General features: G+C 64.3%; 13 protein-coding genes and 1 pseudogene. 5 read left to right on the forward strand and 9 right to left on the reverse strand.

Annotated features, from left to right (window positions below; translation table 11 throughout):
- Positions 1 to 124: 124 nt before the first annotated feature.
- The 9 genes and pseudogenes from BREU_RS02985 to BREU_RS03025 all read right to left on the reverse strand — a co-directional run.
- Positions 125 to 754, reverse strand: a pseudogene (locus BREU_RS02985) (DUF4194 domain-containing protein); the annotation flags it as partial.
- Positions 751 to 2,289, reverse strand: a complete 1,539-nt coding sequence (locus tag BREU_RS02990) for a DUF3375 domain-containing protein (protein ID WP_044088243.1) — start codon at positions 2,287 to 2,289, stop codon at positions 751 to 753. The gene BREU_RS02990 and the pseudogene BREU_RS02985, both read right to left, overlap by 4 nt.
- Positions 2,290 to 2,363: 74 nt before the next feature.
- Positions 2,364 to 3,662 (reverse strand): IS607 family element RNA-guided endonuclease TnpB, encoded by a 1,299-nt coding sequence (gene tnpB, locus BREU_RS02995; protein WP_044088244.1) that lies wholly within the window; start codon positions 3,660 to 3,662, stop codon positions 2,364 to 2,366.
- Positions 3,655 to 4,236 carry an IS607 family transposase gene (locus BREU_RS03000; RefSeq protein ID WP_044088245.1) on the reverse strand — a complete coding sequence of 194 codons (582 nt, stop codon included), beginning with the start codon at positions 4,234 to 4,236 and terminating at the stop codon, positions 3,655 to 3,657. The genes tnpB and BREU_RS03000 overlap by 8 nt, the downstream gene beginning before the upstream one ends.
- Before the next feature lie 48 nt (positions 4,237 to 4,284).
- Entirely contained in the window at positions 4,285 to 5,574 is a 1,290-nt protein-coding gene (locus BREU_RS03005; protein WP_052381998.1) for an ABC transporter permease, read from the reverse strand.
- Positions 5,571 to 6,410 carry an ABC transporter ATP-binding protein gene (locus BREU_RS03010; protein ID WP_223847871.1) on the reverse strand — a complete coding sequence of 280 codons (840 nt, stop codon included), beginning with the start codon at positions 6,408 to 6,410 and terminating at the stop codon, positions 5,571 to 5,573. The genes BREU_RS03005 and BREU_RS03010 overlap by 4 nt, the downstream gene beginning before the upstream one ends.
- A 14-nt stretch (positions 6,411 to 6,424) precedes the next feature.
- A complete protein-coding gene (locus tag BREU_RS03015) occupies positions 6,425 to 7,594 on the reverse strand; it encodes a peptidoglycan-binding domain-containing protein (RefSeq protein WP_044088246.1) in 1,170 nt (389 codons plus the stop codon).
- Between the two features lie 163 nt (positions 7,595 to 7,757).
- Positions 7,758 to 8,681: a hypothetical protein gene (locus BREU_RS03020; RefSeq protein WP_044088247.1), complete on the reverse strand. Its 924-nt coding sequence runs from the start codon at positions 8,679 to 8,681 to the stop codon at positions 7,758 to 7,760.
- A 113-nt stretch (positions 8,682 to 8,794) separates the two neighbouring features.
- Positions 8,795 to 9,736 carry a hypothetical protein gene (locus BREU_RS03025; protein ID WP_140464697.1) on the reverse strand — a complete coding sequence of 314 codons (942 nt, stop codon included), beginning with the start codon at positions 9,734 to 9,736 and terminating at the stop codon, positions 8,795 to 8,797.
- 240 nt (positions 9,737 to 9,976) lie between these two features.
- Between BREU_RS03025 and BREU_RS03030 the strand changes: the two genes are divergently transcribed.
- From BREU_RS03030 to BREU_RS12280, 5 genes are all read left to right on the forward strand, one after another.
- The gene (locus BREU_RS03030; protein WP_044088249.1) at positions 9,977 to 10,648 is read left to right on the forward strand and encodes a response regulator transcription factor; all 672 of its coding nucleotides are present in this window, start codon (positions 9,977 to 9,979) and stop codon (positions 10,646 to 10,648) included.
- Positions 10,645 to 12,231 carry a sensor histidine kinase gene (locus BREU_RS03035; RefSeq protein WP_052381999.1) on the forward strand — a complete coding sequence of 529 codons (1,587 nt, stop codon included), beginning with the start codon at positions 10,645 to 10,647 and terminating at the stop codon, positions 12,229 to 12,231. The genes BREU_RS03030 and BREU_RS03035 overlap by 4 nt, the downstream gene beginning before the upstream one ends.
- Positions 12,232 to 12,383: 152 nt before the next feature.
- Positions 12,384 to 13,055: an MptD family putative ECF transporter S component gene (locus BREU_RS03040; RefSeq protein WP_052382000.1), complete on the forward strand. Its 672-nt coding sequence runs from the start codon at positions 12,384 to 12,386 to the stop codon at positions 13,053 to 13,055.
- 26 nt (positions 13,056 to 13,081) lie between these two features.
- Positions 13,082 to 13,831 carry an energy-coupling factor transporter transmembrane component T gene (locus BREU_RS03045; protein ID WP_044088452.1) on the forward strand — a complete coding sequence of 250 codons (750 nt, stop codon included), beginning with the start codon at positions 13,082 to 13,084 and terminating at the stop codon, positions 13,829 to 13,831.
- A gap of 68 nt (positions 13,832 to 13,899) precedes the next feature.
- The gene (locus tag BREU_RS12280) at positions 13,900 to 15,996 is read left to right on the forward strand and encodes an ABC transporter ATP-binding protein (protein WP_238566987.1); all 2,097 of its coding nucleotides are present in this window, start codon (positions 13,900 to 13,902) and stop codon (positions 15,994 to 15,996) included.
- The last annotated feature ends 37 nt before the right edge of the window (positions 15,997 to 16,033 follow it).

The raw sequence follows: 16,033 nt of genomic DNA on the forward strand, positions 1-16,033 counted from the left end.
AGCCATCCGTGGCATTATTCGTGGCTCCGAACAGCGGTTCGGCGAACAGGGACTCATCGGGCATGGCTTCCCCATCGTCAGGAGCATCGTCGGATGGCGTGGAATCCGACGCAGGCCGGTCGCCGTCCGCAGCGTCCCGCTCTTCGTCTCGTCCCTCAAGATCATGGGCGGCGGCATCCAGCCATGTGTCGGCGAGCTCGCGGTCGAGCACGACCGGCACCAGCGGTGTGATCACATACATGGCTTCGTCGTCCAGACGATTCAGATACCCGTAGGTGATCATTGAGGATACGACGGCGCCAATCTGTTTGAGCACGCCCTCCTCGTCGTTGCGCGCGGCCAGGTAGCCTGCTCCGGAGGCGAGCGCCGCGCGCATCTCCTCGAAGCTCACCAGCCATTCGTCACGGCCCACCCGGGTGTTCTCGTATTCGAGCACGCGGATGCGCAGGAAGGCGAGCAGCGCCGCCTCCTCGCGTTTCAGACTGGAGCGCGTCTTGAGCGAACGCAGCGACACGTCGTCTCCGGCGACAGGTGTCGCATACATGATGCGGTATCGTTCGTTGACGACCAGATCCAACAGGTCGTTGTTCAGCGAGCGCAGCACTGCATCACGGTTGTCGTCCACCAGATCATATAGCCGGCCGGAAATATAGCGCTCGCGTTTCAGGGCGATGGCCGCCATGCGCGCGTCTGCGGACATGTCGCCGCAATCGCCTTCGAACAAGGCGTATGGGTTGGCCACTGGTTCGTTCATGCCTGCTCCTCCTCCGCAATAGCGTCAAGTTCCTCCAAAGTCGCCCACAAGGGGATGGTGTGCCAATCCCTATCCGAGCCGTCGAGTGCGATGCAATGCCAGGTTGCGTCCATTGCCGGTCCGTCATCGACGTTCCCCTTGGCAGCCGAGGGCAGCCCTCCGAGGAATCCGACGAGCTCGCTTTCGCGTCGTTCGCGTTCCGGAAGCCGGTTGAAGCTGGCGGCCACATCCACCAGACCGTCCTGGATGACGGGATTGCGCCGGATAAGGTCGATCATGTGCCTGAGCCGTGGACCTCCGCTGGTGACCATGTCCTTGAGGCTCACCATGTCGGTGTCGGGTGCCGATGGTCCCCCGCTCAGCTTTGGCGTCGCGGTGTGGGTCATGGACCGTGCCGGTCGCATCGGCAGCGGGGCGAACAGCGCGTTTGCCGTATCGGTGGCATATGGTCGCGAGGCATCGCCCATATGGGCTTGCGCCGAGGCATTGAGGCTCACATACAGACGGTTGAGCCTGTTCATCATCGTGCGGTAGCGGGTGTCGGTCTGCTGGCGTACGAGACGGCTGATGGCTTCATCCGAAACGCGCATCTGGTTGCGGACCGCTTCCAGCCCTACGTAGATGCGGGCGAGCTCGTCACGTATCTGCCCGAGCAGCGTCGCCGAGTCTCCGGCCAGATACGGGGTTTTGGCAATATCGCGCAATGCGGAGTCGATCTGCCGGCGTCCTTCATCGGTGATGATCACCTGGAAGGCGTCCTCGAACCGGCGTCCGGCATCGGATTCGCGGAATGAACGGCGATAGTCCTCATGGTAGCGGTTCAGCGTGTCGTCCACGCTCATGGCTCCGGCCTGCATGCGGCGGCGCAGCGCATCGCCGTTGTCCCGTTCGGTGAGCACCAGTTCACGCAGGTCTATCGGCACACCGCGCAACGTATTATGGATTACGGCGATGATGTCCTCCACCTGCGACCGGTTCAGCGTGGCATGCTGCTGACCGTGTTGGATCCGTCTGATCTCATGCTGCCGCTCCTTGATCTCCTTGTTGAGCAGTCTGACGCGCTCGCCGGGATCGGCGGTCAGTTGCATGCGTGCGTGCTCGATCTCCATGATGATGCTGTTGGCCTGCGCGCCGGACAATGCGCTGGATTGGTCTTCCAGACGGCTCAGGGCTTCGATGGCACGATGGGCGCGGGCCGTCAGCCGGTAGAGGAAGCGGTGGGAAGCCGCATCATGGGAATTGGCGAGCCACGCGTAGTCACCCTCCCCTTCACGCGTGAGGTCGGTGAGGATGCGGTGCGCGGCATCGCCATAGGATTGGTCGTGCAGTACGTAGTCGCCGGTCTTCTCCAACAGCTGCAGACTTTGCGCGAAGCGCTCCTCCACGGTTTCGCGGGGCAGCTCGCCGGTCAATGGGTCGAACGCGGCGCGAAGCAGCGCCACATACAGCATGGCGTGCTGGCGCAGCAGCAGTCGGAGCACGCCGGTCTCGTAGATCGGCCGCAGACGTTCCATCTCCCGCCTGATGTCGCCCATGCGTCTCCTTTACGTTCCATTGATCGCAACGTATCGACGCTAGCACATGAGCCGGAGACTCATTCCGTTGCAAGCTAGTTTGTTTTGGCTTGCAGGACGCTCTTGCGAGTGTCCGCTCCAAGTCTCACGCCGCGTGTGCGGCTGCTTGGTTCGCGTTTCACTGCGGATTGCCCGCCATCCCGGAGGGTGGCGGGTCTTACGCCCGCTCCGCGCGCGTTTAGGGTCTCCGGGGCACTCCCGGCGACCTCGATGTTGATCGCGGCGTTCAGGTCGCGGTCGATGATGAGACCGCACCCGTCGCAATGGTAGACGCGCTCGTCGAGGGAGAGCTTGGCTTTCACTCTCCCGCAGTTCGAGCATGTCTTGCTTGACGGATACCAGCGGTCGATCACATGGAGTCGCGCGCCGGTTCGTGCGGTCTTGTATTCCAGTTGGCGGCGTATCTCGAAGAACGATGCGTCCATGATCGATTTGGCGAGCCGATGGTTCCTGATCATGCCGTTCACGTTCAGGTCCTCGATCGAGATGTCCGAGTAGGTGGAGGCGAGTCGTGTGGTGAGCTTGTCCAGCAGGTCGCGTCGCTGGTTGGCGACGTGGGCGTGCAGACGCGAGACCCGTTCGCGTGCCTTGCGGCGGCGGTTCGAGCCTTTCACCTTGCGGGACAACGCCTTCTGGGCGTGTTTCAACCGGCGTTCGCCTGTCTTGAGCGTGTGCGGGTTGGCGATCATGGTGCCGTCCGACAATACGGCCAGCGTCTTGACTCCCAGATCGATGCCGACCATGCCGCCCTTGGGTGGGATGGTCGGTGTGGGGTCGGCGCGTTCCACGGTCAGCGAGGCGTGCCAGCGGCCCGCATGCCGGGTGATGGTCATGCGCAGCACCCGAGCGTCGCCGACCCGGGCGGTGATGTTCTCCATGCAGTGCACGCGCCCTATCCGGGGCAGTCTCAACGCGTTCGGATCATTGTCGATCAGACCGTATGAGCCGGTCGTGTACGCGAACCGGGGTGTCGTCCGGTCCTTCGCCCTGAACTTGGGGAAGCCGATACGACGGCCTTTGCGTCGCCCCTTCCGGCTTTTCGACCAGTTCATGAGCGCGTCGGACAATGATTCCAGTCCGCTGTTGTACGCCTCCTTGCTGTTCTCCGGCCACCATGGCACGCCGTCCTTGTCCACGGCCAGCGTGTTCTTGTTGGCGTTCCACCAGCGTCGCAGCGCGTACAGCGACCACTCCGGTTTCCCGTGTGCGTCGATCGTCGCCTTGACGTGCGCCAAGCCAGCGTTGAACGCGAACCGGGCCGCCCCCGCATGCGCAAACAATAGACGCTCCTGCGCTGGTGTCGGGTCCAACGCGACCTTGACGGCCTCAAGCATCACGCGCCGCCTTCAACGCGGCCTCCGCCTTGTTCCGTGCGGCACGCCTGCCATACAGGCGCGCGCAGAACGAGGTGAGCGCTTCGGTCATGTCCCGGACGAGATCATCGTCCGGTTCGGTGTCGTCCACGACGATGAGCCGGCGATTCTGCGCCTTCAACGCGCTTTCGACGAGTCCGGCGTTCATGCGGGCCAGACGGTCGCGATGCTCCACGATGATGGTGCCGACCGTGGGGTCCGCGAGGATGCGGTTCAATTTACGCCGCCTGTCGTTCATGCCCGAACCGGTCTCCATAACCACCTCCGGGGATTCGACACCCATATTGATGGCGAACGCCTTCAACCGGTCCGCCTGCCGCGTCAGGTCCGTCCTCTGGTCGGCGGAGGAGACACGCGCATAGCATACGGTACGCGACCCCACGACGGGAGCGGACTGCTGCTCATACTTGGGATCATGGATGAGCCACACGCTCCCCGAACGCTCGAACGGAACGGGCATGCGATTCTCACGACACCACTTCCACACCGTCTGCTCGTTCAAACCCTCACGAGCCGCCCATTCCTTGACACGCATGAATAAATTATAACATGCCAGAACAAAGCAGATCAAACGAATACAGCATCAGATGACAACCCCGCGCAATGCCTCGGTGGGGGTCATGCGGGCGGCTCGGGAGGCGGGATAGATGCCGGCGAGGATGCCGACCATGACGGCGGCGGCCCAGGCGGTCGGAAGGCCATGCCAGTCGAGTGCGGGAGGCTGGCCGATGCCGGTCGCGACGCCGACGGCTGTGACGGCGCCGACTGTCACGCCGGCGAGTCCGCCGATGGCGGAGAGCATAGCCGCCTCGGTGACGAATTGCATGCGGATGGCGCCGCGCGTGGCTCCCAATGCCCGCCTCAGGCCGATTTCGCCGCGCCGCTCCATCACGGTGACGACCATCATGTTGGCGATGCTCATACCTCCCACCGCCAGAGCGATCACGCCGATCATGAGGCCGAGCGCGGTCAGCGAGTCGTTGGTGGTGTTGCGCGCCTCGGACAGGTTCGCCGACGCAGTCACGGACACGTTGCCGCCGGAGAGGTTGGCCGCGTGGGCGATCATGCGCCGCAACGCCTCCGCGTTACCGGGGCGGGTGCGCACGTAGATCCGGCTGATTCGGCCGATGTCGTCGGCTTGGTCCGCATAGTGCGCGAGCGCGTAGTCGGCGCCGATGAGGACCGACGAGTCGATGTCCTGAGCCTGCGGCGCGGCCTCGAGGATGCCGATGACCCCGTACCAGGCGTCGTCGACGAGCACACGGTCGCCCGGCTCGTTGATGCCGAGCCGGTATGCCGCCTCGGAGCCGAGCACCGCGACCGGCAGATGCTCGTTGTTCCGGTCGATGCCTCGGCCTTGGGCGATGCCGACGCCGACCGCGTCGAGCGTGTCTGGGCGCATGACCATGACGGCTAGCGCGTTGCCGTTGGTGGAGGGAACGAGCTCGTTTTTGAACACCCGCGCCCCGTCCGGCGCGGTGAGGAACACGCCAACCCGTTCGACGGCGCTCTGACGGGCGATGGTTTCGGGCGCGTATTCGGGCAGTGGCACGGACTGTCCGCTGGAATCCTGACCGGGGGTGACGACCTGCAGGTTCGCGCCGAGCGCGTCGAGCCGGGCGAGCAGGGCCGCCTGATTGGAGGCGGCGATGCCGGAGAGGGCCACATAGGCGGCTACCCCCAGTGCGATGCCCAAGGATGCCAGTATCGTACGCGAGATGCGCCCGGTTGCCCCGAACCATGCCGTGCGCAGCAGGTCGAGGACGCGGGTGCCGATCGTCCTTCGCGCAGGAGTCCTTCTGCAATCGTTTGCGCCTTCCTGGGTGCAACCGTTTGCAGCATTGTTGGTGAGAACGTTTGCAGGCTTGTTCATGCGACCGCCTCCTTGACCGTTTCCGTGACCACGCCGTCCTGGATGTGCAGGCGTCGGGGGAACCGTGCGGCCACGTTCGGATCATGCGTGACGACCACCAGGCTTGCCCCTGCTTTACCGGCGGCGAGCAGCATATCGACTATCGCGTGCCCGGTGGCGGTGTCGAGGGCGCCGGTCGGCTCATCGGCGAAGATGATGTCCGGACGTTTGGCCAATGCGCGGGCGATGGCCACGCGCTGCTGTTCGCCGCCGGACAGTTGCGAGGGCCTGTGATGCATGCGCTCGCCGAGTCCCACGCGCTCCAGCGCTTCGACGGCCAGACGGCGCCGCTCCCTGCGCGGCAACGTGGTGTACTGCAGGCCGGTCATCACGTTCTCCAGCGCGGAGACGGTGGCGATGAGGTGGAACTGCTGGAACACGAAGCCGATGCGTTCGGCGCGCAACGCGCTGCGACGCCGCTCCCCCATGGAGGCCACGTCCGCACCGTCGTAGGCGACCATGCCGGAGGTGGGCATGTCGAGCGTGCCGAGCAGTGACAGCAGCGTCGATTTGCCCGAGCCGGACGGGCCCACGATGGCGATCCGTTCGTCGCGGCCGATCGCCAGCGACGTGTCGTGCAGGATCTCCAACGGAGAGCCGTCCTTGCCGACGAACGCCTTGGTCACATGCCGCAACGTCAGCAACGGCGGATGCCCCGCGTCCCCGCCCCGGTCGGAATCGGGATCGGCGTGCATTGCGGAATCCTCGCGCGTCACAGGATTGTCATACGCCACAGGATCGTCGCACGCCGCGAGGCCACCCCACGTCACACCCATCGCCGCATCATCGCGCCTCATGAGACCTCCCTGCATCATGAGACCACCACCCTGTCCCCGACCTTCAGGCCGTCGGCCTTGAGGACCTGCACCTGCGCATTGGCCACGAGCCCGATCTCGACCGGCACCCGTTCGAGCGACTCCCCCCTGATCACCTCGACCGCGTACTGGTCGCCGGCGGATGCGATGAGCGCGGTGACCGGTACGATAAGCGTCTCCTCGGTCGCGGCGTCCGCGTTCGGCACGATGATCTGGATGGCCGTGGCCCCGAATTCCGCCACCTGTGTCTGATCGGGAAAGTCGATGCGCACCGAAGGCTGGGTGACCTGCCCGTCCTTGCCATTGGACTGGCCGGAGGATTGTCCGGTGGACGCGCCGGAGGACTGACCACCTTGATCGACCGCGGTGAGCGTGGTGTCGAGGGTGGTGTTGTCCGGCAGGACGACCTTCGCCTTGTCGCCGGCCTTGAACGTGGCGGCCTGTCCGGCGGTGATCGTGGCCTGCGCGTGCAGGGTGACGCCCGTATAGCTGGCCGGACTCACATTGGTCTGCCCCAGTTTGGCGACCACGGTCTTGATGCGGATCGGCGCCGCAGGGGCCACGGCCACACTGGACGGCTGGAAGACGCCGTTGGCGACGTCCCCGTCGAGGCCGAGCGACCACCGCTGCCATTGGCGGACCGCCTCCTTGGTGTATCCGTCGAAATGGTTGTCCGGCGCGCCCCAGAAGTAGCCGAGTTCGGCGAGGTTCTGCTCCAATTGGGCCACGTCCGGCCCGTCCGTGGTGCCAGTGTCGAGCGTGCGCCAGAACGGGCGCTCGCCGTGGAAGAGCACCACGGGTATGCCGTCCATCTCGTACACCTGTTCGCCGGTGCCGATTTGCTTGCCGGCCACAGGCAACTGGGTGATGACGCCGGTCGCCTCGGCGAAGTCGGATGCCGTGTCATATGTCAGGGTGGCGCCCAGCCGGGTTTCGGCGTTGAGCACGCCTTTAGTGACCGGCTGGGCGCGCAGCGTGGTCACATCGACCTTCCGTGGTGCGGATGATTGCGTCGTCTGCTGGCTATCCGCCGTCATGTGGCCGATGAGCGTCCATGGCTTCATGACGGCGCAGGTCACGGCCAGTGCGGTCACTGCGACGAGCGCGATGACGACCGTGGCTATCCGCCGACTACTCGAAAACCGTCTGGCTTCCGTCCGTGTCATGGTTATGGCTCCTTCACTGTCATTGCGTCGGAATCTGGGTCAAACAGGATTTGATGGGACTCGCACACATGAGACGCGTATCGCATCGAAATCATGCCGCCACGCCACTGTGTTGTCACAAGCCTGTGCTGTCGCGAAATCGTGCCGTCGCAACACTGTGCCGTCACGAGACCGCACCCGTCGCCTCGTCCAGCACCTTCATGTAGTCGTAGCCGAATTCCTCGGCCGTGCCATCGAAGCCGAAGGCGATGCGTGCGTCGCCGACGGGGCATTCCTTGAGGAAGCGCCGCAGCTCCTCCTCGCCGACCGTCTTGGGGATAAGGATCGTCGTCGGCTCGTCACCGGCCGGGTCGGCGACCCAGCCGAAGCCCTTGGCGCGCGCCCTCTTGGCGTAGTCGAGCGCCGCCTGCCGCTCTTCCTCGGAATAGGTGGGCGCGCCTGCGGTGAAATCCTGAGCCGGCTGTGTGAAGTCCGGGTTCTTCGCCTCGCAATCAGCGTATTCCTGCTGTTTCGATTCGTAGGGCGAGCCGGCGAGCGCCGTGGCGTCCTTGAACGCCACCCATACGGTGCCATAGTCGATGGAGGTGAGCATGGCGTTCGCGTACAACGACTGGGTGTCGGCGCCGGCGCTCACGCTCGTGCCGCCGTCACCGGACGCGACCGGCTGCCCGCTTGCGTCGATCATGCGCAGCATGACCATGTTCTTGGAGGTCGCCGCCTTCGCCTTGCCTTCCGCATCCGGTATGCCGGGGGCCGCGCTCGCCTGCGCATCGAAACCCTTGCCGGTGAGACAGGAGAGGAACCGCTTGGCGGTCGCATCTGTGGGAAGGGCATCGGCTGCATTGCCGCCGCCGTTCGTGGACGTATCGATACCGGTGACGCCCGTATCGTCGCCGCCGTTCGCGGCGAACGGCGAGGAGCAACCGGCGAGCGCGGCCATGCACAGGCCGGACGCGAGTGTCAGGGCCAGCGTACGGCGGATTGCGCGGGCGTTTGGACGTCCGGCGGACTGGGTCGGGCGGCCACCTGATGAATTGTTCTTGCAGTTGTCGTTCAGGCTTGTCGGCACAACGATTGCAGTGCGCATAATGGGTTCCTTCTCGGGTTGTGTGTACGGGCTGTTGTCCGGCCCGTTGTCATCGCTGTCCATTCAATAGCCCGACTGGTGGCGTGTCGGTGAGCGATCGCCTTACCTTCGCCTTACGGCTGTTCGGCAAGGATGCGGTTGTAGGCCTCGCATTCGCCGGTGCAGCCGACGCCGAATGGAATGCCGTCATGGGTGGGCCATTTGTCGCCCGAATAGGTGTCGAAGAAGCGCCGCAGCTCCTGATAAGAGACGTCCGAGGGGATCTCCACGATCTTGTCCTCGCCCGGCGCGGGGTCGGGCATCCAGTCGAATCCGTCCGCGCGGGCCTGACGGGCGAAATCGATCAGGATCTGTTGCGCCTCGGAGTCCGCCGTACCATCGGATGATCCGACGGTCGTCGCATAGTTAGGCTGCGCGAAGTCCGGGTTCGTCTGTTCACAGGCGGCATAGTCGGCCTGCTTGTCCGCGTAGATCGAGCCGGAGAGCGCCTTGGAATTCTGGAACCCCACCCATGCTCCCTCTTCCGCGGATACGATGGTGTACATCACGTCCGGGTAGAGCGGGTCGGAGTCGCCGGAGATCTGCGTGCCGGGCCCGGGGATGATGGGGGTGCCGTCCGCGTCGAGCCGTCGCACCACTACGGTGGTCTTGGGGGCCGGCTCCGAAGAGCCGATGGATGCCAGCGCGCTGCTTTCAACCACCTTCGCGTCGAAGCCCTTCTCCACCAGGCAGGCCGTGAATCGTTTGGCGATCGTCTCCAGTTCGGCCGTGGTGAGGTTCGCGACAGGGTCGGCATCCATGCCGTCCGACGACATGCCCGATTGAGCCTGAGGACCGGTCTCTGATGCCGGATCGGAGTCCCGCGCAGCATCCGTTGTACCGTCTCCGGCGCTTGAGGACGAACAAGCGGCAAGCCCGATCAGACAGGTCATGACGGCAACGGCCGCCAGCAGTGTTCTGAAAGGCCGGGCGTCCCGGCAGTAGCGGTCGGCTGTCAAAGCCAGCGACTCATCGGCCGTCGCGTTATTGCCTGCAAACCTGTTTCCCGTGTTCATCGGCTGCTCCCTCGCTTCCTGTTCCACGCCGGTAGCGGATATCGCATCCTTCGTGACATACGGCATCATCGCGGCGTCGCTTCCATGACACCTCCGGACCGGTGGCGCGATGGTGGGAGAATCCCTTACCTTCGCCTTACCGTGGTGCCGCAACGATGGATGAGTAACGGCGGATGGATAATTGACGTACATGGTTCCGGCCAGACCCGACCAGCGGAACCATGCGGAAGGGGCGGAATCATGAGGATTCTCATCGTCGAGGACGACCGTGAGCTGGCGGACGCGTTGGATGACGCGCTGCGATACGAGGGGTATGCGACGAGCATGGCCACGACCGGCACCGAGGCGTTGCAGGCCATCTCCGAGCAAACCATCGACATCGTGCTGCTGGATCGCGACCTGCCGGTGCTGTCGGGCGACGCGGTGATGGCCACGATCGCCGCGAACCGTCTGCCTGTGGCGGTGATCATGCTCACAGCCGCCGCCGAGGTGAGCGACCGGGTGAGCGGGCTCGATCTCGGTGCGGACGATTATCTGACCAAGCCGTTCGCCTATCCGGAACTGCTGGCGCGCCTCCGGGCATTGCAGCGTCGCGCCGGCCGGGCCGACGCCACGGCCGTGGTCTTGACGCATGGGGATCTGACGCTCGACACCACGCGCCGGCTGGTCTTCCGCGACCATGGCCGCACGCTTGTCAAACTCACGCCCAAGGAGTACGGCGTACTGCTCGAACTGATGCGTGCGGACGGCGGGTATGTGAGCGTGCAGGAACTGTATGAGACGGTCTGGGATGATGCGTCCGCCGCCGAACCGGCGGACGTGATCAAGACCACCATCTATTCGCTGCGCCGCAAGCTGGGCGACCGCGACGCCATCGAATCCACGCGAGGGGAAGGATACCGGCTGTCATGACAACTCTCTCCCCGACCTCCCCTGCGGGCGGCCGCATGCAAGGACTCCGTCCCTTGCTCAACCGTCTCGCCGCCCTGGCCCGCCGGCTGCGTCCCTCATCGTTCCGCGCGAAGGTGACCTTGGCCGTCGCGCTGACGATCATCGCGATGATGACGGCGTTGATCGTCGCACAGAACATCATCGTGACCCGCACCGCCGCAAGACAGAATGAGATGATGTCGCTGTGCATGAACTCCGACGGCAGCGTCTCCGTCTCCACGCGCAAGGAGTATTCGGACGCCGCCCCGACGGGCGACATCCCCATGGCCTGCTACTCGGGCACGCGCGGCAACCTTGAGGGGGCGACACTGTACTCCCCGGCGAACACGCAGGAATGGGACGACGTCGAATCCAGCGCATCCCAGGACAAGCCGCTCATCCTCGATCGGAGCAACGGCGTGATCATCGGCACTGCGAACGCCGTCACCGACTCCCTGACCGGCATGATGCGTACGGTGTCCATCGTGATGCTCGCCCTGTTCGGTCTGCTCGCGGTCGGGGCGGCATGGTTCATCGGCACGGTGCTCTCCCGGCGCGTGACCGCCGTGGACCGTCAGGTGGCGGCGCTGCAGCCGGACGACCTGAGCGCGCGGCTCGACGTGAAGCCCGGCCATGACGACATCGACCGGCTCGTGGATTCGATCAACGGCATGCTCGACCGCGTGCAGACATCCTCCGAGGCCGAACGACGGTTCGTGTCCAACGCCTCGCATGAGCTGCGCACGCCGATCGCCGCCGTGGAAACTAACCTCGACGCACCGCTCGCCCAAGGCCGGTTCCCCAAGGACGTGGAGCCGTCCGTGCGCCGTGCGCTCGCCGCGAACCGGCGCGGCGCGGCCTTGGTGCAGGCGTTATTGACGCTGTCGCGCATCCAGAGCGGGGCGTTCGATGGCACAGGAGATGGCACCGGTAATGGCGGCAATCGTGGCAGCAGCCTCAGCGTCATCGGCGACCGCACCATAACGGACGACACCCTGACAGACCGCACCGTGGCGGACGGCACCGTCGCGAATCTGAACGATTGCGTGGGCGCCGCGCTCGAGGATATCGGCGCGGACATCCGGGCGCAAAGCCTCACTGTACGGGTCGACCGTCCAGACGAATCCGCCGATCCAGTCACAGTGCCCGTCAATCCGTCGCTGCTGGCGCTTGCAGTGGGCAATCTGATCCGCAACGCCGCGGTGCACAACGTGCAGGACGGCTCTATCGAGGTCGCCATCGATGTTGATCATGGCGCGGATAGCGACGGAAACGGGAAGGTGCCGGGCGGCGCCGAGACAGCAGACGACAACGCCACCCCTGGGATGACGGCCGGCGGAAGATCCGTCGCCCTGACCGTGACGAACACCACCGACGAGACCTTGCCGGAGGACTTGGACGACCTGATGCAGCCGTTCCATCGCGGCACCAATTCGCGTATCAGCGCCGTGCCCGGCGTGGGGCTGGGCCTGTCCATCGCGGATGCCGCGTGCAAGGCGATGGGCGCCACATTGGAACTGGGGCGAACTGAGGATAATAGATTCCACGCTGCGATTCTGTTCTGAGCCGAGACAACGGCACTATCCGGCGCGACAGGCCGGATAGTGCCCTTGGTAAAACAGGTATTGCCTTTCCCCCGAATCACCGATACATTGGCGAGAGGACCATTATCCATTCATACGAACATTCACGCGAACTCATACGAAACGGAATCATTGTGACCTCACCGAATACACCCGCAGAAACCCCGAACCAGCCCGCGCAGTCCGTGTCTCAGTCCGCACCGGAAGCCAGGAAGCCCGGCAAGCTCCAGGTCGCCGACCTCATCACCATCGGCGTCTTCGCGGCGCTGTACTTCGTGATGGTGTGCATCGCCACGCTGGTGAGCACCATCGCCATGGGCGGCTTCGGCTCGATCTTCCTTCCTGCCGTGGCCGCGTTGATCTCCGGCTGCGTGTACATGCTGCTCGCAGCACGTCTTGGCAAGTTCGGCGGCATCACCGTCATGGGCGTGGTGATCGGCCTGTTCCTGTTCGTCTCCGGCCACTTCGTGCTCTCGTTCATCGCCAGCATCGTCTTCCCCGTGGCCGCCGACCTCATCGCGCGCGCCGGCAAGTACAAGAGCAAGGTGTTGCTGCTCGTCAGCTACATGGTCTTCTCCTACGGCCTGACCGGCCCGATCCTGCCATTGTGGTTCATGAAGGACGCCTATGTGGCGAGCCTGCAGGCCCGCGGCAAGGACGCGGCGTACATCGATGGCGTCTTCGCCAATATCAACACCGGCTCGTTCTTCCTCGCGATGGGCGCGATCCTGGTCTGCGCGGCCCTCGGCGGCTGGTTCGGACAGAAGATGCTCAAGAAGCATTTCGTCAAGGCCGGCATCGTCTGATGCGGGCCAACCTGAATGATTCTTCAGTGAACGCCTCACGTCCGTCGGCTACACCGGCGACGGGGGCGTTCGCATATGCCGTCCGGCCCACGCTCGACCCGCGTACAAAGCTGTTCCTGCTGCTCGCGGCCAATCTCATGCTGTTCTTCCATGTGGCGCTGACCACGCAGATCGTCATGGTCGTCCTGTTCCTCATCCCACTGGCGGCGGCCGGACGATGGAAAACCACGCTCAATTTCGCCATCACCTATGCCGCGTTCACGGCGCTGGGCCTGCTTGACCCGGACGCGCTCGGACTGCCGTGGCTGCATGTGGTTTCGGCGCTGGCGGTAGGGCTGGCGATGATGTTGCCCTGCTTCATCACAGGCGCCTACGCGTTCACCACCACGTCGGCCAGCGAGTTCATCTGTTCGATGCGGCGCATGCATGCGCCGGAGGCAGTGGTGATTCCCTGTGTGGTGGTGATCAGGTTCTTCCCCACCATCGCCGAGGATTACCGTCAGATCCGCAACGCGATGGCTTTGCGAGGCATCGCGGCTGGCGGCTGGGGACTGCTGAGGCATCCGGCGCAGTCGCTGGAATACATCCTCATACCGCTGCTCATGAATGCCACGACCGTGGCGCAGGACCTGTCCGTGGCGGCCCTGACCAAGGGGTTGGGTCGTGAGGGAGCGCATACCTCACGCACACGGATTCGCATGGGGGTCCTCGACTGGCTGGCGATGGTTGTGGTGAGCGTGCCGATCATCCTTGACATGGCTGGGGTATTGAGATGAGCGTGCGGAACCGGGAATCCATAACAGACCACGTGTCGTTCAGATATGAGCATGCACAGGAAACAGCCTTGCACGATGTCTCATTGGACGTCCATCAAAGCCGATGCATCGTATTGTGCGGCGCAAGCGGCTGTGGCAAAACCACTTACTCCCGCATAGTCAACGGGCTTGTGCCGCAGTTCTTCCACGGCGAGTTCACCGGCCGACAGATCACCTGCGGCCTCGACGCGTCGACCGTGCCGATTGACCGGCTCACACCGTTGGTCGGCAGCGTGTTCCAGAATCCAAAGACCCAGTACTTCAACGCGAACGTCACCGACGAACTGGCATTCGCCGCCGAGAACATGGGATTGCCTGCGGACGACATCAACCGGCGCATCGCGTCGGTGTCCGACCGGTTCGGCATCGGACCGCTGCTTGGACGCAGCATCTTCCACCTATCCGGCGGACAGAAGCAGCGCATCGCCATGGCGGCGGCAAGCGTGCTGAATCCGAGGCTGATGGTGCTGGACGAGCCGACCAGCAATCTCGACGCTCACGCCATCGCGGACATGCGTACCATGATCGAGCGGATGAAGGCCGACGGGCTCACCATCATCATCGCCGAACACCGGCTAGCATGGCTCAACGGTGTGGCCGACCGGTACGTGGTTTTCGACGGCGGCCGTATCGTCAGGGAGTACGAGGCCAGCGAATTCCTCGCTCTCTCCCCCGGCTGCATCGCCGCGATGGGTCTGCGCGCGCTCAACCTCGAACCGTACCGCAAGCAGATCGCGGAGTTGGAGAGGCGGCGAGCATTCCCCTCCTCTTCCAGCGGGGCGACGCCTCTGCTCGCCACACGCGACCTCGCCATCGGCTACCGAGGACGCGACGGCTTCATGCGGCATGTGCCGGACATGGCCTTCCGCGCCGGTGAAATCACCGGGCTGATGGGGCACAACGGCTGTGGGAAGACCACGTTGGTGAAGACACTGACCGGGCTCGTCAAGCCGGCCGGCGGCACCATCATGCTCAACGGTCGGAAGGCCCGTCCGCGTGACCTCACGCGCGCCGGATTCATGGTGATGCAGGACGTCAACTATCAGCTGTTCTCCGACAGCGTGCGCGAGGAGCTCATGATCGGGTTGGACGAGACCGACCCGGCCGTAATCGCGCAGGCTGACCGGGTGATGGACGACCTCGATCTCACCGCGTTCGCCGACCGGCATCCGATGAGCCTATCGGACGGGCAGAAGCAGCGCGTCGCCATAGGCTCCGCGCTGATGTGCGGCAAGGACCTCATCATCCTCGACGAGCCGACGAGCGGACTCGACCGTTACCACATGGAGCAGGTGGGCGGACTACTGCGTCAATTGGCCGCCCGCGGCAAGGCGATCCTCGTGGTTACGCACGACGAGGAGCTGGCCGCCGGCTGGTGCGACCGTATCATCAATCTGGAAAAGGAACCAATCATGAATGCGACAAACATGTCAGGCACAGCGGGCGCACCGGCGTTCGACATCGCCGACTGGCTTGGGGACTGGGAAAGCTTCGAGCATTACATTGATTCGGACGACCCCACCATCCAGCAAACCTGGGAGGCCGCCGAGCAGGCGGTGCTCGCAGATCCCCGGATGGCGCCGATGGCCGCCCATGGCATCCGCACATTCTGGTCAATGGCGTGCGCCACCACAAGTCCAGAGAACATCATCCATATCGGATGGTGGCGGGTGAGCGAGCCGGGCGGAGCCGGTGCCGCCGCCAGCGCTGTGATTCGCATCGAATGGTTCGCCGAGGACAACACCAGCCTCGACATCTACGACTACCGCATCGACCATGTGATCGAACATGGCCTGGAAGGCTCCCCGACTTTCGTGTTCACGACCGACGACCCCAATGCCGAGGACAGTCCGTTCCGCTGGCTGCTGGTCATCGCGCCATTGCCCTCGCGCAGGGCGTTCACCAAAGGCGGACTGCTGAGTCATCTGCATTTCCAGTACGCCAATGACCTCGCCACGCTGGTCGTCAGCGGAGAACCGGATGCCGACATTCATGCAGAAGGCACCGCGTCCGGCTCAGCCACGGAGACCCTACACAATCCGCGATGGTATGCCACCATGTGCGCCGATGAGGGCACCGTCCAGGACCGTTGCGCAATCATCCGCGCGTTGCACCACCTGCAGTAGTCGAGCTCACCGCGAAGCATACAGCGGAGCTGTTTGC

The sequence above is a fragment of the Bifidobacterium reuteri DSM 23975 genome (genome assembly GCF_000741695.1).
Classification (GTDB): Bacteria; Actinomycetota; Actinomycetes; order Actinomycetales; family Bifidobacteriaceae; genus Bifidobacterium; species Bifidobacterium reuteri.

What these genes read in the sequence shown, in the direction of transcription:
- tnpB (WP_044088244.1), bottom strand. Translation starts at nt 3,662, where the DNA reads ATGCTTGAGGCCGTCAAGGTCGCGTTGGACCCGACACCAGCGCAGGAG.
- BREU_RS03000 (WP_044088245.1), bottom strand. Translation starts at nt 4,236, where the DNA reads ATGCGTGTCAAGGAATGGGCGGCTCGTGAGGGTTTGAACGAGCAGACG.
- BREU_RS02990 (WP_044088243.1), bottom strand. Translation starts at nt 2,289, where the DNA reads ATGGGCGACATCAGGCGGGAGATGGAACGTCTGCGGCCGATCTACGAG.
- BREU_RS03010 (WP_223847871.1), bottom strand. Translation starts at nt 6,410, where the DNA reads ATGAGGCGCGATGATGCGGCGATGGGTGTGACGTGGGGTGGCCTCGCG.
- BREU_RS03030 (WP_044088249.1), top strand. Translation starts at nt 9,977, where the DNA reads ATGAGGATTCTCATCGTCGAGGACGACCGTGAGCTGGCGGACGCGTTG.
- BREU_RS03025 (WP_140464697.1), bottom strand. Translation starts at nt 9,736, where the DNA reads ATGAACACGGGAAACAGGTTTGCAGGCAATAACGCGACGGCCGATGAG.
- BREU_RS03005 (WP_052381998.1), bottom strand. Translation starts at nt 5,574, where the DNA reads ATGAACAAGCCTGCAAACGTTCTCACCAACAATGCTGCAAACGGTTGC.
- BREU_RS03020 (WP_044088247.1), bottom strand. Translation starts at nt 8,681, where the DNA reads ATGCGCACTGCAATCGTTGTGCCGACAAGCCTGAACGACAACTGCAAG.
- BREU_RS03015 (WP_044088246.1), bottom strand. Translation starts at nt 7,594, where the DNA reads ATGACACGGACGGAAGCCAGACGGTTTTCGAGTAGTCGGCGGATAGCC.
- BREU_RS03035 (WP_052381999.1), top strand. Translation starts at nt 10,645, where the DNA reads ATGACAACTCTCTCCCCGACCTCCCCTGCGGGCGGCCGCATGCAAGGA.